Annotated in this window: 20 protein-coding genes and 1 pseudogene; 11 read left to right on the top strand and 10 right to left on the bottom strand. The window is 60.0% G+C overall.

Annotated features, from left to right (window positions below; genetic code table 11):
• Positions 1 to 39: 39 nt before the first annotated feature.
• From argB to coaBC, 4 genes and pseudogenes are all read right to left on the bottom strand, one after another.
• Positions 40 to 945, bottom strand: coding sequence for an acetylglutamate kinase (gene argB, locus PGR6_RS28055; RefSeq protein ID WP_018927486.1), 906 nt, complete (start codon positions 943 to 945; stop codon positions 40 to 42).
• 25 nt (positions 946 to 970) lie between these two features.
• Positions 971 to 2,347 (bottom strand): annotated as a pseudogene (locus PGR6_RS28050) (phosphomannomutase/phosphoglucomutase); the annotation flags it as partial.
• Positions 2,348 to 2,689: 342 nt separating this feature from the next.
• The gene (gene dut / locus PGR6_RS28040; protein ID WP_018927488.1) at positions 2,690 to 3,145 is read right to left on the bottom strand and encodes a dUTP diphosphatase; all 456 of its coding nucleotides are present in this window, start codon (positions 3,143 to 3,145) and stop codon (positions 2,690 to 2,692) included.
• A gap of 5 nt (positions 3,146 to 3,150) precedes the next feature.
• Complete coding sequence (coaBC, locus tag PGR6_RS28035) at positions 3,151 to 4,359, bottom strand: bifunctional phosphopantothenoylcysteine decarboxylase/phosphopantothenate--cysteine ligase CoaBC (RefSeq protein ID WP_064621105.1); 1,209 nt, start codon at positions 4,357 to 4,359, stop codon at positions 3,151 to 3,153.
• A 135-nt stretch (positions 4,360 to 4,494) separates the two neighbouring features.
• On the opposite strand from coaBC, the gene radC reads away from it, so the two are divergent.
• A complete protein-coding gene (radC, locus tag PGR6_RS28030) occupies positions 4,495 to 5,169 on the top strand; it encodes a RadC family protein (protein ID WP_064621104.1) in 675 nt (224 codons plus the stop codon).
• Between the two features lie 64 nt (positions 5,170 to 5,233).
• Here the strand turns inward: radC and PGR6_RS28025 are convergent, their stop codons facing one another.
• On the bottom strand, positions 5,234 to 6,820 hold the full coding sequence (locus tag PGR6_RS28025) for an ABC transporter substrate-binding protein (RefSeq protein WP_018927491.1): 1,587 nt from the start codon (positions 6,818 to 6,820) through the stop codon (positions 5,234 to 5,236).
• Between the two features lie 447 nt (positions 6,821 to 7,267).
• Here PGR6_RS28025 and rpmB point away from each other — a divergent pair, with 447 nt between their 5' ends.
• Both rpmB and rpmG read left to right on the top strand, forming a co-directional pair.
• Positions 7,268 to 7,501 carry a 50S ribosomal protein L28 gene (gene rpmB / locus PGR6_RS28020; RefSeq protein ID WP_018927492.1) on the top strand — a complete coding sequence of 78 codons (234 nt, stop codon included), beginning with the start codon at positions 7,268 to 7,270 and terminating at the stop codon, positions 7,499 to 7,501.
• 11 nt (positions 7,502 to 7,512) lie between these two features.
• The gene (rpmG, locus tag PGR6_RS28015; protein WP_003177274.1) at positions 7,513 to 7,668 is read left to right on the top strand and encodes a 50S ribosomal protein L33; all 156 of its coding nucleotides are present in this window, start codon (positions 7,513 to 7,515) and stop codon (positions 7,666 to 7,668) included.
• Positions 7,669 to 7,752: 84 nt separating this feature from the next.
• Here rpmG and PGR6_RS28010 read toward each other — a convergent pair whose 3' ends face one another.
• Positions 7,753 to 8,115: a cupin domain-containing protein gene (locus tag PGR6_RS28010; RefSeq protein WP_018927493.1), complete on the bottom strand. Its 363-nt coding sequence runs from the start codon at positions 8,113 to 8,115 to the stop codon at positions 7,753 to 7,755.
• Positions 8,116 to 8,351: 236 nt separating this feature from the next.
• On the opposite strand from PGR6_RS28010, the gene PGR6_RS28005 reads away from it, so the two are divergent.
• Together PGR6_RS28005 and PGR6_RS28000 are read left to right on the top strand one after the other, a co-directional pair.
• On the top strand, positions 8,352 to 9,845 hold the full coding sequence (locus PGR6_RS28005) for an aldehyde dehydrogenase (protein ID WP_018927494.1): 1,494 nt from the start codon (positions 8,352 to 8,354) through the stop codon (positions 9,843 to 9,845).
• Positions 9,846 to 10,034: 189 nt separating this feature from the next.
• Positions 10,035 to 11,180 (top strand): MFS transporter, encoded by a 1,146-nt coding sequence (locus PGR6_RS28000; protein ID WP_064621103.1) that lies wholly within the window; start codon positions 10,035 to 10,037, stop codon positions 11,178 to 11,180.
• Positions 11,181 to 11,347: 167 nt separating this feature from the next.
• Here the strand turns inward: PGR6_RS28000 and PGR6_RS27995 are convergent, their stop codons facing one another.
• Positions 11,348 to 12,919 (bottom strand): phospholipase D family protein, encoded by a 1,572-nt coding sequence (locus tag PGR6_RS27995; RefSeq protein WP_064621102.1) that lies wholly within the window; start codon positions 12,917 to 12,919, stop codon positions 11,348 to 11,350.
• Positions 12,920 to 12,975: 56 nt separating this feature from the next.
• Positions 12,976 to 14,397, bottom strand: coding sequence for an aminotransferase-like domain-containing protein (locus tag PGR6_RS27990; protein WP_018927497.1), 1,422 nt, complete (start codon positions 14,395 to 14,397; stop codon positions 12,976 to 12,978).
• A 179-nt stretch (positions 14,398 to 14,576) separates the two neighbouring features.
• Here PGR6_RS27990 and PGR6_RS27985 point away from each other — a divergent pair, with 179 nt between their 5' ends.
• Positions 14,577 to 14,822 (top strand): DUF1127 domain-containing protein, encoded by a 246-nt coding sequence (locus tag PGR6_RS27985; protein WP_064621101.1) that lies wholly within the window; start codon positions 14,577 to 14,579, stop codon positions 14,820 to 14,822.
• 51 nt (positions 14,823 to 14,873) lie between these two features.
• On the opposite strand, the gene PGR6_RS27980 is transcribed toward PGR6_RS27985, so the two are convergent.
• The gene (locus tag PGR6_RS27980) at positions 14,874 to 16,187 is read right to left on the bottom strand and encodes an NAD(P)/FAD-dependent oxidoreductase (RefSeq protein ID WP_064621100.1); all 1,314 of its coding nucleotides are present in this window, start codon (positions 16,185 to 16,187) and stop codon (positions 14,874 to 14,876) included.
• Positions 16,188 to 16,335: 148 nt separating this feature from the next.
• Here PGR6_RS27980 and PGR6_RS27975 point away from each other — a divergent pair, with 148 nt between their 5' ends.
• Positions 16,336 to 16,689 (top strand): YkgJ family cysteine cluster protein, encoded by a 354-nt coding sequence (locus tag PGR6_RS27975; protein WP_064621370.1) that lies wholly within the window; start codon positions 16,336 to 16,338, stop codon positions 16,687 to 16,689.
• A 3-nt stretch (positions 16,690 to 16,692) separates the two neighbouring features.
• Here PGR6_RS27975 and PGR6_RS27970 read toward each other — a convergent pair whose 3' ends face one another.
• Positions 16,693 to 17,181, bottom strand: a complete 489-nt coding sequence (locus PGR6_RS27970) for an Lrp/AsnC ligand binding domain-containing protein (protein ID WP_003177284.1) — start codon at positions 17,179 to 17,181, stop codon at positions 16,693 to 16,695.
• A gap of 156 nt (positions 17,182 to 17,337) precedes the next feature.
• Between PGR6_RS27970 and dadA the strand changes: the two genes are divergently transcribed.
• From dadA to PGR6_RS27950, 4 genes are all read left to right on the top strand, one after another.
• Positions 17,338 to 18,642 (top strand): D-amino acid dehydrogenase, encoded by a 1,305-nt coding sequence (gene dadA, locus PGR6_RS27965; RefSeq protein WP_064621369.1) that lies wholly within the window; start codon positions 17,338 to 17,340, stop codon positions 18,640 to 18,642.
• Positions 18,614 to 18,967, top strand: coding sequence for a RidA family protein (locus tag PGR6_RS27960; protein ID WP_018927502.1), 354 nt, complete (start codon positions 18,614 to 18,616; stop codon positions 18,965 to 18,967). The genes dadA and PGR6_RS27960 overlap by 29 nt, the downstream gene beginning before the upstream one ends.
• A 111-nt stretch (positions 18,968 to 19,078) precedes the next feature.
• Entirely contained in the window at positions 19,079 to 20,152 is a 1,074-nt protein-coding gene (gene alr, locus PGR6_RS27955; protein WP_018927503.1) for an alanine racemase, read from the top strand.
• Positions 20,153 to 20,280: 128 nt separating this feature from the next.
• Positions 20,281 to 20,829, top strand: a complete 549-nt coding sequence (locus tag PGR6_RS27950) for a cupin domain-containing protein (protein ID WP_018927504.1) — start codon at positions 20,281 to 20,283, stop codon at positions 20,827 to 20,829.
• Positions 20,830 to 20,970 lie beyond the last annotated feature (141 nt).

Raw genomic sequence — 20,970 nt, 5'->3', positions numbered from 1 at the left:
AGGTGCTGCCGAAGGCTGCGATCTTTTTAAGGTTTTGAATCAGGGACGCTTGCGATTGCTGATCAGCGTACCCACACCGGTGTCGGTGAAGATTTCCAGCAGAATTGCATTTGGCACCCGACCATCAATGATCAGCGAGCTGCCCACGCCACCCTGTACCGCTTCCAGCGCGCAACGGATCTTCGGCAGCATGCCGCCGTAGATGGTGCCGTCGGCGATCAGGTCGTCGACTTGCTGGGTGCTCAGGCCGGTCAGGACCTTGCCGCTCTTGTCCATCAGGCCGGCAATGTTGGTCAGCAGCATCAGCTTCTCAGCTTTCAGAGCCTCGGCCACTTTACCGGCCACCAGATCGGCGTTGATGTTGTACGACTCGCCGTTGGCACCGACGCCGATCGGCGCGATCACCGGAATGAAATCGCCTTTGACCAGCAGGTTCAGCAGGTCGGTGTTGATCCCGACCACTTCGCCGACGTGGCCGATGTCGATGATTTCCGGCTGGGTCATCTCAGGGGTCTGGCGGGTGACGGTGAGCTTCTTCGCGCGAATCAGCTCGGCGTCTTTACCGGTCAGGCCGATGGCGCTGCCGCCGTGACGGTTGATCAGGTTGACGATGTCCTTGTTGACCTGGCCGCCGAGGACCATTTCCACCACGTCCATGGTCGCGGCGTCGGTGACGCGCATGCCATCGACAAAGTGGCTCTCGATCGACAGTCGCTTGAGCAGGTCGCCGATTTGCGGGCCGCCGCCGTGAACCACCACCGGGTTGATGCCCACGGCTTTCATCAGCACGATGTCGCGGGCGAAGCCGGTTTTCAGCTCCTCGCTTTCCATCGCGTTGCCGCCGTATTTGATCACCAGCGTCTTGCCGACATAGCGGCGAATGTAAGGCAGCGCTTCGGACAGGACCTTGGCGGTGTTGGCGGCGGCTTCGCGTTCGAGGGTCATTCAGGGCTCCGGGTGCTTCAATAGATCAAAACGGTAGTTGGAGATCAGGTGCAACGCGCTTCAGCTGGACGTGGAATACATCCTTGATGCGCTGCAATTCAGCCTCGTCATCGGCCTCGAAGCGCAGCACCAGCACCGGTGTGGTGTTGGAGGCGCGAACCAGGCCCCAGCCTTTGGCATAGTCGACTCGCACGCCGTCAATGGTGGTCAGGTCGGCGCCTTCACCCCACTGTGCGTCGTGCAGTGCATCAATGATGCTGAATTTGCTCTCTTCGGTCACATGGATATTGATTTCCGGCGTAGAAATATCGTTCGGGAAGGTCGCGAACAACTCTTCCGCGGTGGATTTCTCTTTGCTGAGGATCTCCAGCAGCCGCGCGGCGCTGTAAATGCCGTCGTCGAAACCGAACCAGCGCTCCTTGAAGAAGATATGCCCGCTCATTTCGCCGGCCAACAGGGCGCCGGATTGTTTCATTTTCTTTTTGATCAGCGAGTGACCTGTTTTCCACATCAGTGGGCGACCGCCATATTCTTTGATCAGCGGGATCAGGCGACGGGTGCATTTGACGTCGAAGATGATTTCCGCGTCGGGGTTGCGTGCTACCACATCCTTGGCGAACAGCATCAGCAGGCGGTCCGGGAACACGACGCTGCCGGTGTTGGTGACCACGCCCACGCGGTCGCCATCACCGTCGAAGGCCAGGCCCAGGTCGGCGTTGGTTTCCTTGACCTTGGCGATCAGGTCTACCAGGTTTTCCAGCTTGCCCGGGTCCGGGTGATGGTTCGGGAAGTTGCCATCGACATCGCAGAACAGCGGGATGACTTCGCAGTTCAGGGCTTCGATCAGTTGCGGGGCAATCACGCCGGCCGCGCCATTGCCGCAATCGACCACCACTTTCAGGCGGCGGGCGAGTTTGATGTCCTGGACGATTTCGGTGTTGTAGCGGTCGAGGATCTCGACCTTGGTGATGCTGCCCTTGCCGCTGCTCAGGTTGTTGGTCTTGAGTCGGTCGTGCAGGGCCTGGATCTGTTCGTTGGCCAGGGTATCGCCAGCAATGACGATCTTGAAGCCGTTGTAGTTCGACGGGTTGTGGCTGCCGGTGAGCATCACCCCGGATTTGCCGGCCAGTACGTTGGCGGCGTAGTACAGCGCTGGCGTTGGCACCAGGCCGACGTCGCTGACGTGGCAACCGCTGTCGGCCAGGCCCTGAATCAGTTGTTCCACCAGTTCCGGGCCGGACAGGCGACCGTCGCGGCCGACGGACACATTGGGCTCGCCCTGGGCCAGGCTCTGGGAGCCGATGGCGCGGCCGAGCCAATAAGCCGTTTCCGCGTTCAAGAATTCCGGGACGGTGCCACGAATGTCGTAGGCGCGGAAGATGCTGTCGGGGAACTTGGGTGCGACTTGGGCTGGGGTGCTCATCTGTAGGAATGCTCCATCTCGAAAGTGGCTAGACCTGCCGGCGAAGAACTCGTCGGCTGGCTCGGACTGAAGGGTATGACGGCGTTTTCCGCAGAGAGTTCGTGGTGCGAAAAGGCCATGTCACCAATGTCGACGAGTATTGGGTCGATCAATGCCTTGATTTTCAGTGGTAAACCTTCCAGATGACGTCTGTGTGATTTGTGGCGAGGGAGCTTGCTCCCGCTTGAGTGCGCGGCACTCACCAAGTCGGCAATTGTTGCCAGAATCATGGGGCCGCTACGCTTTCCAGCGCGAGCAAGCTCACTCGCCACAGGGGGCATATCAGTGGCTGCCGGAATGTCCGAAGCCGCCGGTGCCGCGCTGGGTTTCGACAAACTCTTCGACCATTTCGAAGTGCGCTTGAACCACTGGTACCAGAACAAGTTGTGCGAGGCGTTCGCCAACGACCATGTTGAAATCGGTCTGGCCACGGTTCCAGCACGACACCATCAGCGGGCCCTGGTAATCGGAGTCGATCAGGCCGACCAGGTTGCCCAGCACGATGCCGTGCTTATGGCCCAGGCCGGAGCGCGGCAGAATCAAGGCCGCCAGGCCCGGATCGCCGATATATACCGACAGGCCGGTAGGGATCAGCAGGGTCTCGCCCGGCTTGATGACAGTGTCTTTTTCCAGCATGGCGCGCAGGTCGAGGCCGGCGGAGCCTGGCGTGGCGTACTGCGGCAGCGGAAATTCGCTGCCGATGCGTGGGTCGAGGATCTTGGCTTGCAAAGCGTGCATGTAAATTAAACCTGGTTCAGACGTTCGGCGATAAAAGTGATCAGCTGGCGGGCAATCTTGCCTTTGCTGGTCTGGGCAAAAATAGTGGCGTGCAGCTCACGGTCGATCACGCTGCAGGCGTTTTCTTCGCTGTTGAAGCCAATACTCGGGTTGGCGACGTCGTTGGCGACGATCAGGTCGAGGTTCTTGTCTTTCAACTTGCGGGCAGCGTAGTCGAGCAGGTGTTCGGTTTCGGCGGCAAAGCCGACACTGAACGGACGGTCGGGACGGGTGGCGATGGTGGCCAGAATGTCTGGGTTGCGTACCATCTGTAGCAACAAGCCGTCGCCGCTTGTAGGGTCTTTCTTGAGTTTCTGTGGGGCCACGACTTCCGGACGGTAGTCCGCGACCGCTGCCGAGGCGATGAACAGGTCGCAAGGAATCGCGGCTTCACAAGCGGCGAGCATGTCCCGGGCGCTGACCACGTCGATGCGCGTGACGCGATCCGGAGTCGGCAGGTGCACCGGGCCGGTGATCAGGGTCACGCGGGCGCCGGCTTCTACCGCGGCTTCGGCCAGGGCAAAGCCCATTTTGCCGGAGCTGTGGTTGGTGATGTAGCGCACCGGGTCGATGTTTTCCTGGGTCGGGCCGGCGGTGATCAGCACGTGTTTGCCGGTCAGCGCCTGGCGCTGGAAGCAGTCTGCCGCGCACTGGGCGAGGTCGGTGGCTTCGAGCATGCGGCCCATGCCGACGTCGCCGCAGGCCTGGCTGCCGGAGGCCGGGCCGAAGACTTTGAAGTCGCGGCTTGCGAGGGTTTGCAGGTTGGCCTGGGTCGCCGGGTCGCGCCACATGGCTTGATTCATCGCCGGCGCCACGGCGACTACCGCGTCGGTGGCCAGCACCAGCGTGGTCAGCAGGTCGTTGGCAATGCCTTGGGCCAGGCGAGCGATCAGGTCCGCAGTGGCGGGGGCGATCAATACCAGGTCGGCCCATTTGGCCAGTTCGATGTGACCCATGGCGGCTTCGGCCGCCGGGTCCAGCAGGTCCAGGTGGACCGGGTGCCCGGACAGGGCCTGCATGGTCAGCGGGGTAATGAATTCGCTGCCGCCACGGGTCATGACCACGCGCACTTCGGCGCCCTGGTCGATCAGGCGGCGAACCAGCTCGGCGCTCTTGTAGGCAGCAATGCCGCCGCCGACGCCCAGAACGATGCGTTTCCGATACAGCCGCTGCATAGGTCTGCCTTTCATTTCGTTGATGACTGCATGGCGATACCCCCTCCCCAGGGGTGAAATCGCCCGCAAAAAAGATGGGCTACGATATCACAGCGACCGCTACGGAACAGCGGCGCCCACTTACATGGAGGTGTTATGAGCATTCGCGATTGGCCAGCGGCGGAGCGACCGCGGGAGAGGTTACTTGAGTTGGGTTCGGCGAGTCTTTCGGACGCCGAGTTGCTAGCGATTTTTTTACGCACCGGTGTATCGGGTAAAAGTGCAGTAGATCTGGCACGGCATCTGTTGAGTCAGTTTGGCAGCCTGCGTTTACTGCTCGAAGCCGATCAAACTGCATTCAGCAGGCAATTGGGGCTCGGGCCGGCGAAATTCGCTCAGTTGCAAGCGGCACAGGAAATGGGCAGGCGGCATTTAGCCGAACGTGTGCGCCAGAAATCGGCACTGGAAAATCCGCAGGCGGTTCGTGATTACCTGAAGTCGATGCTGCGCCATGAGCCTCACGAGGTATTCGGCTGTCTGTTTCTGGATTCAAAACATCAAGTGCTGACCTTTGAAGTGCTGTTTCGCGGCTCCATCGACAGTACCAGTGTCTATCCAAGACAAGTGGTTAAACGCGCTTTGGCCCACAACGCCGCAGCGTTGATCCTCTGCCACAACCATCCGTCGGGTAACTCCAATCCCAGTCAAGCCGACCGGATGCTGACCAAGCGCCTGCAAGAAGCGCTGGACCTGATTGATGTGCGGGTGCTCGACCATTTCATCGTCGGTGATGGCGATCCGTTGTCCATGGCCGAGTACGGGTGGATGTGAAGAGGAAAGGCTAGATGAGTCACTGTGAGCGAGCCTGCTCCCACGGCTTTTGTGGTGACGCTGATTACTTGAAGTTGACCTTGGAGTAATCCTGCCGGCCAAACGGGCTGACCCGATAACCCTCGACGTCTTTGCGCGTCAGGGCGAAGGCCGTGGGGTGGGCCAGTGGCAGCCACAATGCCTGTTGCTGTATTTGCGCCTGGGCCTGTTCGTAGAGCTTGGTGCGTACACCTTGCTCGCCAGTGGTCTTGCCGGCGCTGATCAGCTTGTCCAGATCCTGGTTGCAGTAACGGGCGAAGTTGGTGCCGGCTTTGATCGCCGCACAGGAAAACTGCGGCGTGAGGAAGTTGTCCGGGTCACCGTTGTCGCCGGCCCAGCCCATGAACAGCAGGTCATGCTCGCCGGCCTTGGCGCGGCGAATCAGTTCGCCCCATTCGATCACGCGGATCTCTGCTTGAATGCCGATTTCCGCCAGGTCGGACTGAAGCAATTGCGCACCGAGGCTCGGGTTGGGGTTCAGCAGGCTGCCGGAAGGACGGGTCCAGATGGTGGTCTGAAAACCGTTCTTGAGCCCGGCCTTGGCCATCAATGCCCGGGCTTTCTCGACATCATGCGGGTAGCCCGGCAAGTTTTTGGCATAGCTCCAGGTGTTGGGTGGGTAGGGCCCATTGGCAGGTTCGGCGGTGTCTTCGAATACGGCCTTGAGGTAGTTGGCCTTGTCGAACGCCAGGTTGATTGCCTGGCGCACTTCCGGCTTGTCCAGCGGCGGATGTTGGCTATTGATGCCGACGAATGCGGTCATGAAGGCGTCAGTCTTTTCCACCTTCAGGGTCGGCTCCTGCTTCGCAGCCTGCACGTCCAGCGGTTTCGGCGACAGGGCGATCTGACACTCGTTGCGGCGCAATTTCTGCAAGCGCACGTTGGCGTCCGGGGTGATCGCGAAGATCAACGGGTCCACCGATGGCTTGCCCTGGAAGTAGTCGCGGTTGGCCTTATAGCGAATCGAGGCATCTTTCTGGAAACGCGTGAAGATGAACGGGCCGCTACCGATCGGCTGGCTGTTGAGCTTCTCCGGAGTGCCGGCCTTCATCAGTTGCTCGGCGTACTCGGCCGAATAGATCGAGGCGAAGCCCATGGTCAGGGTCGGCAGGAACGTCGAGTCCGGGTGATCGAGGGTGAAGCGGATGGTGAGCGGGTCCAAGGCGTCGATCTTTTTGATCAGTGTCGGTAACTGCATCGACTGAGCGTGCGGGAAGCCGCTCTGGGCGATTTTGTGCCACGGGTTTGCCGGATCGAGCATGCGGTCGAAACTGAATTTCACGTCTTCGGCGGTCAGGTCGCGCGTCGGGCTGAAATACTCGGTGCGGTGAAATTTCACCTGCGGATGCAACTTGAAGACGTAGGTCAGGCCGTCGGGCGTGACGTCCCAGCTGTCCGCGAGGCTGGCGACCACTTTGCCGCTGGCCGTGTCGAAGTCCACCAGGCGGTTCATCAGCACGTCGGCCGAGGCGTTGGTGGTGGTCAACGAGTTGTATTGCACCACGTCGAACCCTTCCGGACTGGCCTCGGTGCAGACGCTCAGGGCGGCGGCATGGGCCAGGGGGCTCAGCAGAAGCGGGGCGAGCAACAGTGGTAGGGCAGCGAGGCGCATGGTCGGATTCCTTTACAGATCGAAGGCCCATCTGCAAGTGCAGTCTGGAAAAGGCTTACCCTAGTGGGCTCTTTTGCAAATGACTATCCCCTTTTTCATTTTCAGGGGGGTATGGGCGATTGTTTTCGGTGAGTGACGGTTGAGAAAAACCCTGAATTGTCCCGTTGGCCGATTCTCTGCGACGAGCGGTCGCTATCGGGCTTAGCCTTTGCCCAAGGCGCTCGGCGCCCGAAAAAACGGGTTTTTATCAACTCAATTCACACCGGTTGTTGTTGCTCTCTGGTCTTTCTGGTATAAAGCAGCGCTCTTTTCTAGGGGCCCGGTTCCTTCGTTTGTAGGTGTAGCCGGTAAGACCCTTAAAGAAACGCGGCGCCTGGCGCCAAATGACTGAGAGATTAAGCGGCCAACCCATGCCGGGTTGGGCATGTGGTTTTAGAGGGCTGAGGCATGTCGAGAGTCTGTCAAGTTACCGGTAAGGGTCCGGTGACTGGGAATAACATTTCCCACGCAAACAACAAAACCCGTCGTCGTTTCCTGCCGAACCTGCAGCATCACCGCTTCTGGGTTGAGTCCGAGAAACGTTTTGTGCGTCTGCGCGTATCTGCCAAAGGCATGCGTATCATCGACAAGCGTGGCATTGATGTCGTGCTGGCCGAAATCCGTCGCGATGGCAAGATCTAAGGGAGCTAATCATGCGTGAATTGATTCGTTTGATTTCGAGCGCCGGTACTGGTCACTTCTACACTACCGACAAGAACAAGCGCACTACTCCGGACAAAATCGAGATCAAGAAATATGATCCGGTTGTTCGTAAGCACGTGATCTACAAAGAAGGCAAAATCAAGTAATTGATTTTTCCTCCTTACGAAAAAGGCCCGTATCGCGAGATACGGGCCTTTTTTGTTGCCTGTCGGTTCAAGCGGCACAAACCCTCAAGCCTTCTGTTCAAACACCACATAAATCTTGCGGCACGGCTCCAGCACTTCCCAGGTGCCTTTGAAACCGGCCGGAATCACGAAGCGATCGCCCACGCGCAGGGTCTTGGCGCCGCCGTTGTCATCGCGAAGCACTGACACCCCCTGAACGATTTCGCAGTATTCGTGTTCGGTGTAGTTCACCCGCCACTGACCGACTTCGCCTTCCCAGACACCTGCACTCATCTGGCCGCACGGGCTGTTGTAGTGGTTGTACACCGTTTGTTCGGGGTCGCCCTTGAGGACTTTGGCCGGGTCTGGCCGATAGCGATCGGGCTGGGTGGTGGCCTGACTGAAATCGACGATATCCTGAATGCTCATGTTGGTATTCCCACGTGATTGCGGCGCGACTGACTGGAAAGTTGAAAGTCTATGTTTATTAAAATGAACATCGCAAGGCCATTTAACGGCCCTTTGTCAAATATATTGAAACTTCACCCGTCGCTGGTTTAGGGTAACGGTTGCCTTGAGCCGAAAAGCAGGCTGGCCGGGCAGAATTCCTGACAGCACCCGCGAAGAGCGCGGGCGCTCGTATTCAATAAGAGGAGGACACTCGTATGACCACCCTGACTCGTGCCGACTGGGAACAACGGGCTCGCGATCTGAAGATCGAAGGCCGTGCCTACATCAATGGCGAATACACCGATGCAGTCTCCGGTGAAACGTTCGAGTGCATCAGCCCTGTCGATGGCCGTCTGCTGGGCAAGATTGCCAGCTGTGACGCCGCCGACGCCCAGCGCGCCGTGGAAAACGCTCGCGCCACGTTCAATTCCGGCGCCTGGTCGCGCCTGGCGCCGACCAAGCGCAAAGCCACCATGATTCGTTTTGCCGGCCTGCTGAAACAGCACGCCGAAGAGCTGGCCCTGCTCGAAACCCTGGACATGGGCAAGCCGATCAGCGATTCCCTGTACATCGACGTTCCTGGCGCGGCGCAAGCCCTGAGCTGGAGTGGTGAGGCCATCGACAAGCTCTACGACGAAGTCGCCGCCACCCCGCACGATCAGTTGGGGCTGGTGACTCGCGAGCCGGTCGGTGTGGTCGGTGCGATCGTGCCGTGGAACTTCCCGTTGATGATGGCCTGCTGGAAACTCGGCCCGGCGCTGTCCACCGGTAACTCAGTGATCCTCAAGCCTTCGGAAAAATCGCCGCTGACTGCTATTCGTATTGCAGCGCTGGCAGTTGAAGCCGGCATCCCGAAAGGTGTGCTGAACGTGCTGCCGGGTTACGGTCATACCGTCGGCAAGGCCCTGGCCTTGCACAATGATGTCGACACCTTGGTGTTCACCGGTTCGACCAAGATCGCCAAGCAACTGCTGATCTACTCCGGCGAATCGAACATGAAGCGTGTCTGGCTCGAAGCCGGTGGCAAGAGCCCGAACATCGTGTTCGCCGATGCGCCGGACCTGCAAGCCGCCGCCGAATCGGCTGCCAGCGCTATTGCCTTCAACCAGGGCGAAGTCTGCACCGCCGGTTCGCGCTTGCTGGTCGAGCGTTCGATCAAAGACAAATTCCTGCCGCTGGTAATCGAAGCCCTCAAGGCCTGGAAGCCAGGCAATCCGCTGGACCCGGCGACCAACGTCGGTGCGCTGGTGGATACCCAGCAGATGAACACCGTGCTGTCCTACATCGAATCCGGTCACTCCGATGGCGCCAAACTGGTGGCTGGTGGCAAGCGTATTCTTCAGGAAACCGGGGGCACCTACGTCGAGCCGACGATTTTCGACGGTGTCAGCAACGCGATGAAAATTGCCCAGGAAGAAATCTTTGGCCCGGTGTTGTCGGTGATCACTTTCGATACCGCCGAAGAAGCCGTTGCGATTGCCAACGACACCCCTTACGGCCTCGCGGCGGCAGTATGGACCACGGACATCTCGAAGGCCCACCTCACCGCCAAGGCATTGCGTGCGGGTAGCGTTTGGGTCAACCAGTACGATGGCGGCGACATGACCGCGCCGTTCGGTGGCTTCAAACAGTCCGGCAACGGTCGCGACAAGTCATTGCACGCGTTCGACAAGTACACGGAGCTGAAGGCGACCTGGATCAAGTTGTAAGCCTGTGTGGAGCCCGATCGAACATCGGGCTCCCGAGTGACACAGATCCCCTGTGGGAGCGGGCTTGCTCGCGAAGGCGCCGTAACAGCCAACGATGATGTTGGATGTGATGGCCTCTTCGCGAGCAAGCCCGCTCCCACATTTACTTTGTGCGGCCAGTAAAAATAACAATCCACAGGAGCGTGGAACATGCGTTGGGCGACTTATTTCGCCGTCTTGGCGTCTGTCTTGAGTGTCGGCCTGGCCCTGGGCGTCAGCATGCCGTTAGTGTCGCTGCGCCTGGAAGGCTGGGGTTACGGCTCGTTCGCGATTGGCGTGATGGCGGCGATGCCGGCCATTGGCGTGTTGCTGGGGGCGAAGATCTCCAGCCATCTCGCGGCCCGTCTTGGCACGGCCAATCTGATGCGCCTGTGCCTGTGGGCCGGGGCGGTGTCCATCGGCTTGCTAGCGCTATGGCCGAGCTACCCGATCTGGCTGGTGCTGCGGTTGATGATCGGGGTGATCCTGACACTCGTCTTCATCCTTGGTGAAAGCTGGATCAACCAACTGGTGGTCGAGCAATGGCGCGGCCGATTGGTAGCGCTGTATGGCAGCAGTTATGCGCTGAGTCAGCTGGCCGGGCCGCTACTGTTGGGGGCGTTGGGCACCGAGCACGATTACGGTTTCTGGGTGGGCGTCGGTTTGCTGATGACGTCACCGTTCCTGCTGCTGGGCCGTAGCGGAGCGCCCACCAGTGAGGCCTGCAGCGTGACCCTCAACGATTTGCTGAACTTCTGCCGCGGCCTGCCGGCAATTGCCTGGGCGGTGTCGCTGTTTGCTGCGTTCGAAGCGATGATCCTGACCTTGTTGCCGGTCTACTGCCTGCGTCAGGGCTTCACCACGGAAATCGCCCTGGCGATGGTCAGTACGGTGGTGGTGGGGGATGCCTTGCTGCAATTGCCGATTGGTGCGCTGGCTGATCGCTTGTCGCGGCGTACATTGTTTACCGGCTGCGCGATGCTCTTGCTGCTGTCGAGCCTGGCGATTCCATTGCTGATCGATACGTTGCTGATCTGGCCGCTGTGGGTGTTGTTTGGCGCCAGCGCCGGCGGTCTGTTCACCTTGTCGCTGATCCTGATCGGTGAGCGTTACCGCGACGATGCGCTGGTGCGGGCCAATGCCCATATCGCGCAGCTGTGGGGGATCGGTTGCCTGATCGGGCCGTTGGCGGCCGGTGCCGGGAGCCAGTGGGTCAGCGGGCATGCCTTGCCGTTGCTGATGGCGGCGGGCGCGTTGGGGTTGGTGATTCTGGTATCGCGGCAAGGGGCGTTTGGAGTGGTTGCCGAGCCGGCCTGAGCGCTGCACAAAACCTGTGGCGAGGGAGCTTGCTCCCGCTGGGGCGCGCAGCGGCCCTAAATCATGTGCTGTCGCTTACTCAGGTGGAGCGTGGACGTCGATTTGCGACTGCTGCGCAGCCGAGCGGGAGCAAGCTCCCTCGCCACAATTTATCACCAGACTCCTGACTACAGCATTTTCTCCAGGCCAATCGTACTGCTGAACCACGAATTGAAATGCCGCCACCAGCTCCCCGGTTCCTTGGTCAATGTGTGCTGCTTACCGTCGTCTTCGGTGATCCAGACTATCTGACCCTTTTCCAGTCGCGCGTGATAGCTGAGGGCCGGGGCCATACCCTCCAGCGCCAGTTCGCGCACACGCTCGGCAAGTTCCGGGTTGTCCACCAGCACCCCGACTTCGGTGTTCCAGAGCACCGAGCGCGGGTCGAAATTGAATGAGCCGATGAAGGTTTTTTGTCGGTCGAAGATCATGGCCTTGCTGTGCAGGCTGGAATCGGAGCTTTGGTTGGATGATCCTCTGTGAAACAGGCTCGGTCCGCTGCCGCCGTTGTCCCCGGGCTGGCGGCGTAATTCGAACAGCTGCACGCCATGCTCCAGCAAGGCTTTGCGATAAGGCGCATACCCACCATGCACGGCGGGAACATCGGTGGCTTCCAGTGAGTTGGTCAGCAAACTGACCGACACCCCGGCATCGGCGCGACCGGTCAGGTACACCAGTCCCGGTTGGCCGGGTACGACGTAGGCCGAGATCATGATCAGCTCTTTGCTGACCCCGTTGAGTTCAGGCGCCAACTGGGCGGTCAGCAGCAAGTGCGGATCAGGTTCTCCGTCGGACAACACCTTGCTCGGTGCGTCCCATAGCGCCTTGTTCCAGGCCCAGATCAATTCCTGCCGCCAGACGTCCATGCGTGGATGAGTGGTGTAGGTCATCAACTGCAGATAGAGCGCGTGGTTCTGTTTGCGCGTTTCTTCCAGGGATTCGTCCAGGCGGGTCCGGGTATTTCTCAGGTCCCTGGCGCTCGGCCTGCTTGAGAGAAACTGCTCGATCGGCTTGCTCAGGGCGCTGTTCCAGTATTGGTCGAAGCTGTGTCCCAACTGCTCTGCAACCGGGCCGACACTGAGCATGTCGATGTCGGTGAAATTCAGTTTGGGCTCGGCATCGAAATACTCATCCCCCAGGTTGCGCCCGCCCACGATTGCCACGCTATTGTCCGCCACCCACAGTTTGTTGTGCATGCGGCGATGTTGCTGCGACAGGTTGAACAGCCGGCCCATGGTACGCGTCACGACGGTGCTGCGGCCCAGGTGCAGCGGGTTGAAGACGCGGATCTGAATCTTCGGATGGACAGCGAGGGTTGCGATGATCTGGTCCAGGCCATCGCTGGTGGTGTCGTCGAGCAGAATCCGCACCCGCACGCCTCGGTCGGCGGCTTTGAGCAGCTCGCTGATCAGTATCCGTGTGCTGATGCCGTCATGGACGATGTAATACTGCAAATCGAGGCTGCTTTGGGCATTTCGAATCAGCTCGGCGCGGGCGGTGAAGGCCTCGGTGCTATCGGATAGCAAGCGGAAGCCCGACTGACCCTGGTGGGGAGCGGCCTGGGCCTGGATCGAGCGGCCGAAAGCAGAGTCGGTCGCCGGCAGGGCCTGGCTCGGTTCGCGAGGGACGTGGAGCGTCGTGCAGCCACCCAGGAACGAGGCGAGTAACAGCAGAGCAAGCAGGGGCTGTCTGATTCTCACGGCGCATATTCCGGATGGTGGCGGATAGCATATGGACGCCGTATCCCGAAGAAAGGTCAGTCGGTTTCCGCCAGCAGTTTGATTGCTGTCGCACCGACCTTGCGCACAGCTTCTTCAATCTGCGGGGTCGTTTTGGCAGCGTAGTTCATCCGCAGGCAATTACGGTATTTGCCCGAGGCGGAAAAGATACTGCCCACGGCAATCTGTACGCCCTGATCATGCAGTGCACGATTGAGTTTCAGGGTGTCGAAGCCCTCCGGCAGCTCAACCCACAGCATGAAGCTGCCTTGCGGACGGCTGGCGCGGGTGCCGGCCGGGAAATAACGGGTGACCCAATCGATCATTGCGTCGCGATTGCGCTGGTATTGCATCCGCATCCGCCGCAAATGTGGTTCGAAGTGCCCGGCCTTGAGAAATTCGGCAATCGCAATCTGTGGTTGCGTCGCGGTGGAGCCGGTGCTGATGTACTTCATGTGCAGCACGCGCTCCAGATACCGGCCCGGCGCGACCCAGCCAATGCGCAGGCCCGGTGCCAGGGTCTTGGAAAAGGAACTGCAGAGCAGGACGCGGCCGTCTTCGTCGAAGGATTTGATCGTGCGCGGGCGGGGGTAGGTGTAGGCCAGTTCGCCATACACATCGTCCTCGATAATCGCCACGTCGAAACGCTGTGCGAGGTTCAACAGCGCACGTTTGCGTGACTCCGGCATGATGTAGCCCAGCGGGTTGTTACAGTTGGGGGTCAACTGTATGGCTTTGATCGGCCATTGCTCCAACGCCAGTTCCAACGCTTCGAGGCTGATGCCGGTGAGCGGGTCGGTGGGGATTTCCAGCGCTTTCATGCCCAGGCCCTTGAGGGTCTGCATGGCGCCGTGAAAGCTTGGCGAATCCACTGCGACGATGTCACCCGGTCCGCAGATGGCGCGGATGCTGGTCGACAGCGCTTCGTGGCAACCGGTAGTGATCACCAGATCGTTGGCGCTCAATTGGCAGCCGGAATCGAGCATCAGGCGGGCGATTTGTTCGCGCAGTTCGAGGGTGCCGCAGATGTTGTCGTAATACAGGCCTCGCATGTCCTGCTGGCGGCTGATACGTGCGAGGTTGCGCAGCAGCGGTTTCATGGTCGGCGAGGTGATGTCCGGCATACCGCGGCCCAACTGCACGACATCCTTGCGCGGCACGGCGCGGATCAGTTCCAGCACCTGATCCCACTGTGAAATATCCACCGGTCGTTGGGCTGGGCGGCCGACCACGGGTAGCTCTGGCAGTTCGCGGCTCACCGGTACGAAATAGCCGGATTTGGGTTTGGGCATCGCCAGGCCTACGTCTTCCAGCACTCGATAGGCCTGTTGCACCGTGCTCAGGCTGACCCCGTGCTCGACACTCAGCGCCCGCACCGAGGGTAGCCGGTCACCGGGGCGATAGAAGCCCTGTTCGATACGTGTGCCGAGCAACTCGGCGAGGTTGACGTAAAGGGTCATGGTGCAGTCTCGATGTGGGTGATTCGGTTAACCAATACAGATGGGGCAAAAATAAGCGATTCAGAGGCTGGAACAGAAAAACTGTATGGAATTAATACTGCCCTGTTGAATCTGTAATGCTTTTTGCCGTCCGCGCATCATGAAAGCTCTGGCTACCCAAGTAAACAGGAGCGACGAAAATGAACGGCTTGAGCGATGTGCGGCTGACGTTACACAGTCAGGAACTGGCGGCAGGGCAACAGAACGGCGCGCGCGAGGCAATTATGTGCAACGCACCGTCCTGCCTGGGGCGCTGGGGTCTGTTCTGGCATCGTCTGCACACGCGTAAGGCGTTGTTGGAGCTGACGCCGGAGCAACTCAAGGATGTCGGGTTGAGTCGGGAGCAGGCGCGGGAGGAGGGGCTTAAACCTTTCTGGCATCTGTGAGATGAACCGCGATCCCTTGCAGGTGCAGCCTTCGGCAGCTCCTGCAAGGGTTCAGGCCAGTTCTTTAAGACGATGCCAAAGCATTCCCAACGCCAACAACGGCGAGCGCAAATGTTTGCCGCCTGGAAAGGTAATGTGCGGCACCTTGGCAAACAGATCGAAACCACCACTGTGCTGGCCGCTGATGGCCTCAGCCAACAACTTGCCTGCCAGGTGCGTGGCGTTTACGCCATGACCAGAATAGGCCTGGGCGTAATACACATTCGGTTGCTCCTTGAGCCGGCCGATCTGCGGCAGGCGATTAGCCCCGATGCCGATCATCCCGCCCCACTGATAGTCGATTTTCACCCCGGCCAGTTGCGGGAACACCGCCAGCATCTTCGGACGCATGTATGCGGCGATGTCTTTCGGATCGCGTCCTGAATAATGGCAGGCGCCGCCGAACAGCAGGCGGCGGTCCGCCGAGAGTCGGTAATAATCCAGCGCTACCCGTTGATCGCAGACCGCCATGTTCTGCGGCAGCAGCGCGTGAGCCTGCTCTTCACTCAAGGGTTCGGTGGCGATGATGTAACTGCCGGCGGGCAGCACCTTGCCGCCAAGTTGCGGGTTGAGATCGTTGAGGTAGGCGTTGCAGCCCAGCACCAGGGTCTTGGCGCGGACCGAGCCCCGGGCGGTGTGGACCTTGACCTCGCGGCCATAATCGATGCGGGTTACAGCCGATTGCTCAAACAGTTTGGCGCCCAATTGCCGGGCTGCGGCCGCTTCGCCCAGTGCCAGGTTCAGTGGGTGCAGATGCCCGGAGCCCATGTCGATCAAACCACCGACATAGCGATCGGAACCCACCACGCTGTGCATTTCGTTGGCTTGCAGCAGACGGGTTTCGTAACGGTAACCGAGCCTGCGCAGCTCGCTGGCGTCTTCAGCGAAGCCTTCCAGGTCATGGGCCTTGTTGGCGAGGTCGCAGTAGCCCCAGGTCAGGTCGCAAGCGATCTGAAAGCGCTCGATTCGCTGTCGGACGATTTCCACCGCTTCCAGTCCCATCAGTTTCATCTGACGCACGCCGTCTGCGCCGATCACGTTGGTGAACTGATCGAGGCCATGGCCGACGCCGCGAATCAATTGCCCGCCATTACGTCCGCTGGCGCCCCAACCGATCTTGTGCGCTTCAAGGAGCACCACGCGCAAGCCTCGTTCAGCCAGTTCCAGCGCGGTGTTCAGCCCCGAGAACCCGCCGCCCACCACGCACACGTCTGCAACCAGCTCACCTGTGAGTGTTGGAAGGTCGGGTTGCGGCAGGCTGCTGGCGGCGTAATAAGAGGCGACGTGCCGGTGGTTAGGGGCAGGTTGCTGAACGGGGGCGTTCATGGACGTCATCCTGATGCGTGTGTTTGAAAAAGTTGACGGAGCATAAGCCGCCCCTTCGGATACGGGCAACATTGGTCGGTTGGCGCTGTCTGGATTGGGGCTTTTGCGTCAGAATCCCGGTCTATTCCGCATTCGGGTCACCGCTTCGATGAGCTGCAACAGTCAGAAAATTCGCGCGCTGCGCCAGCAGATTCCCACCTTCGAGTGCGTGCCCGGCTGCCATGATTGCTGTGGGCCGGTCACCACCTCGCCCGAAGAAATGTCCCGCCTGCCGCGCAAGACCCGGGCCGAGCAGGACGCGGCGATGGACGAACTCAATTGCGTCCATCTGGGGCCCAACGGCTGCACGGTGTATGACGAGCGCCCATTGATCTGCCGTCTGTTCGGTACCACCAAGACATTGCCATGCCCCAATGGACGGCGGCCAGTGGAGCTGATTCACCCGCGGGTCGAGAAGCAGATCCACGAATACATGGCCAGTACCCGGCAGGTGTTGGTGTAGGGCTCAATCCGGAATCGGCAGACTCAAACTCTCTTTCACTTCTTCCATCACGATATAGCTCTTGGATTCGCGCACATGCGGCAACTTGAGCAGGATGTCGCCCAGCAATTTGCGGTACGAGGCCATTTCGGAAATCCGCGCTTTCACCAGGTAATCGAAGTCCCCTGACACCAAATGGCATTCAAGTACGTGGGGCAGTTTCAGCACCGCGCGTCGGAACTCTTCGAAAGTATCGCCGGATTTGTAGTCGAGACTGATCTCGACGAACACCAACAGACTACCCTTCAGGTGCTGCGGATTCAGCCGGGCGTTGTAGCCCATGATGATCCCTTCGCGCTCCAGGCGCCGTACCCGTTCAGTGCAGGGGGTGGTGGAGAGGCCGACCTTTTCCCCCAGTTCGGTGAAGGAGATACGCCCGTCCGCTTGCAGAATCCGCAGGATGTTGCGGTCGATCTTGTCCAGCTCACGTTTGGTCTGAGTGTTGGTCCGCATAGGGGATGCGCCTCCGTGAAAAGGGTTTTTGCCGAGAATTGTCGCCAAATATAAGCACTTATATAGTGAAAAGCACTGGCTAATCTTTTTTAAACTGCCCACATCTTCGGTCTGCACAATAAACGTCAGCGGTAAGCCGCGATGAGGGATATGAAAATGCGCGTTCTGGTCTTGGGTAGCGGCGTCATCGGTACCGCCAGTGCCTATTATCTGGCACGAGCCGGCTTTGAAGTGACGGTCGTGGACCGTCAGCCAGCGCCGGCCATGGAAACCAGTTTCGCCAACGCCGGGCAGGTTTCGCCGGGTTATGCCTCACCGTGGGCCGCACCGGGCGTGCCGCTCAAAGCCATCAAGTGGCTGTTGCAGCGTCACGCGCCATTGGCGATCAAGGCCACTGCCAATATCGACCAATACCTGTGGATGGCGCAGATGCTGCGCAACTGCACCGCCAGCCGTTACGCGGTGAACAAAGAGCGCATGGTGCGTCTGTCCGAGTACAGCCGCGACTGCCTCGACGAATTGCGCGCCGAAACCGGCATTGCCTACGAAGGCCGTAGCCTGGGGACTACCCAGCTGTTCCGCACCCAGGCGCAGCTCGATGGCGCCGCCAAAGACATCGCCGTGCTGAAAGAGTCCGGTGTGCCGTTCGAACTGCTCGACCGTGCCGGCATTGCCCGGGTCGAACCGGCCCTGGCCAGCGTCACCGACATCCTCGCCGGTGCCTTGCGCCTGCCGAACGACCAGACCGGCGACTGCCAGATATTCACCACCCGCCTGGCCGAAATGGCCGTGAAACTGGGTGTGGAGTTCCGTTTCGGCCAGGACATCCAGCGCCTCGACTTCGCCGGTGATCGCATCAACGGTGTGTGGATCGATGGCAAGCTGGAAACCGCCGACCGTTACGTGCTGGCCCTCGGCAGTTACTCGCCGCAGTTGCTCAAGCCGCTGGGCATCAAGGCCCCGGTGTACCCACTCAAGGGTTACTCGCTGACCGTGCCGATCACTAACCCGGCGATGGCCCCGACGTCGACCATTCTCGATGAGACCTACAAGGTCGCGATCACCCGCTTCGACAACCGCATCCGCGTCGGCGGCATGGCTGAAATCGCCGGTTTTGACCTGTCGTTGAACCCGCGCCGGCGCGAAACCCTGGAGATGATCGTCAACGACCTTTATCCTCAGGGCGGCAATCTGCCCGAAGCGAGTTTCTGGACTGGCCTGCGTCCGACCACTCCGGACGGCACGCCGATTGTCGGTGCCACACCGTTCAAAAACCTGTTCTTGAATACGGGCCACGGTACGCTCGGCTGGACCATGGCTTGTGGGTCCGGTCGTTTGCTGGCTGACCTGATGGCCAAGAGAACGCCGCAGATCAGCGCCGAAGGCCTCGATATTTCCCGTTATGGCAACACACTTAAGGAGCCTGCAAAACATGTCAATCCAGCGCCAGCTCACCAATGAGCGCATGAGCCAGATCGTTGTCCATAACGGTACTGTGTATCTGGCAGGACAGGTCGGCGACGACATGAGCGCCGGGATTGAACAGCAGACCCGTGAAGCCCTCGCCAACATCGAGCGTTTGCTGGATCTGGCCGGGACGGACAAGAACCGTCTGCTGTCGGTGACCATTTACCTGAAAGACATCGACGCGCACTTCGCAGGCATGAATTCGGTGTGGGACCAGTGGCTGCCAAAAGGCGTCGCGCCGGCCCGTGCCACGGTCGAATCGAAGCTGTGCGAACCGCAAATCCTGGTCGAGCTGTCGGTCGTTGCCGCGCTGCCATAAACGCTCTGCCATAAATCAAGTCACAAAGATCCCTCTCCCGGCGCTGTTGGTGGTTCACGCTGTCAGCCAGCGCCGGTTTTTTTCCCAATGACCGACTAGAAGTCTGCCGCCATGCGTCCTGCCCGTGCCCTGATCGACCTTCAAGCCCTGCGTCACAACTACCGGATTGCCCGTGAAGTCACGGGTGCCCGTGCCCTCGCGGTGATCAAGGCCGATGCCTATGGCCATGGCGCGGTACGTTGCGCCCAGGCGCTGGAAGCCGAGGCGGACGGCTTTGCCGTGGCGTGTATCGAAGAGGCCCTGGAGCTGCGCGCCGCTGGTATTCGTGCGCCGGTGTTGCTGCTGGAAGGTTTTTTCGAAGCCGATGAGTTGGCGCTGATCGTCGAGCATGACTTCTGGTGTGTGGTGCATTCGTTGTGGCAACTCGAAGCCATCGAAAAAGCCACGCTGAGCAAACCGATTACGGTGTGGCTCAAGCTCGACTCCGGCATGCATCGGGTTGGTCTGCATCCAGCGGATTACCAGGCCGCCTATCAACGGCTGCTGGCCAGCGGCCAAGTGGCGAAGATCGTGTTGATGAGTCACTTCGCCCGCGCCGATGAACTGCACTGCCACGCCAGCGTCGATCAGGTCGCGGTATTCGAAGCGGCGCGTAAGGGTTTGGCGGCCGAAATCAGCCTGCGTAACTCGCCGGCGGTGCTTGGTTGGCCGCAGATTCCGAGCGATTGGGTGCGCCCGGGCATCATGCTCTACGGCGCGACGCCGTTCGAAGAGGCCAATGCCGTGGCGTCTCGCCTGCAACCGGTGATGACCCTGGAATCGAAGGTGATTTGCGTGCGTGAACTGCCGGCCGGCGAGCCGATTGGTTACGGCGCGAAATTCGTCACCCCCAAGCCGATGCGTGTGGGTGTGGTGGCGATGGGGTATGCCGATGGTTATCCGCGCCAGGCACCGAGCGGCACACCGGTGCTGGTGGCCGGGCAACGCAGTCAGTTACTGGGTCGGGTATCGATGGACATGCTCTGCGTCGACCTGACCGACGTGCCGCAAGCCGGCCTCGGTTCGCCCGTCGAGCTATGGGGTAAAAATATCCTCGCCAGTGATGTCGCGACAGCCGCCGACACGATTCCTTATCAGATCTTCTGCAACCTGCGTCGGGTTCCGCTGCTCTATTCCGGGGCCTGACAAACAGCGCTCCCGACCGAAAGTCGCTTCGCCAGGCTGGATTCAGGCGCAAGTGTTGTAAATACTGAACGCTGTCGCCATGATAACGCTCAATATTCTTGCAACCTGAATCCCTGGAGGCTCCAGCATTGGACGTCGGTGAACGACTGCAATCGATCCGTAAGCTCAAAGGTCTTTCCCAGCGTGAGCTCGCCAAACGCGCGGGTGTTACCAACAGCACCATATCGATGATCGAGAAGAACAGCGTCAGCCCCTCGATCAGTTCGCTGAGGAAGGTACTGGGCGGGATTCCCATGTCCATGGTCGAGTTCTTTTCCGAAGAAATCCTGCAGGAAAAGCCGACTCAGATCGTCTACAAGGCCCACGAGCTGATCGATATTTCCGATGGCGCAGTGACCATGAAGCTCGTCGGTCGGGCTCACCCGAGCCGGGCTATCGCGTTCCTCAACGAAATCTACCCGCCAGGCGCCGACACCGGCGAGGAGATGCTCACCCACGAGGGCGAGGAAACCGGGATCCTGGTGGAGGGTCGGCTGGAACTGGTGGTAGGGCTCGAAACATTTGTGCTCGAGGCCGGCGACAGCTACTACTTTGAAAGTACCAAGCCGCACCGTTTCCGGAATCCGTTCGATGCCCCGGCGCGACTAATCAGCGCAGCCACTCCAGCGAATTTCTAAGAGGCACGGCGTCGTGCCCGGATTGCACAGACGCCCATGCTGTATTCCCGCCTTGTGATAAGACCCCTTCGACTTTGGGGTTGTTTCAGTGTGGCGGGCTTACCGCTATACTTGCGCCCGCCTGCGAACCGTGGCCGCAGG

Origin of the sequence: Pseudomonas sp. GR 6-02, assembly GCF_001655615.1 — a bacterium.
Classification (GTDB): Bacteria; Pseudomonadota; Gammaproteobacteria; order Pseudomonadales; family Pseudomonadaceae; genus Aquipseudomonas.
This window is presented reverse-complemented; position numbering and strand designations above follow the sequence as displayed.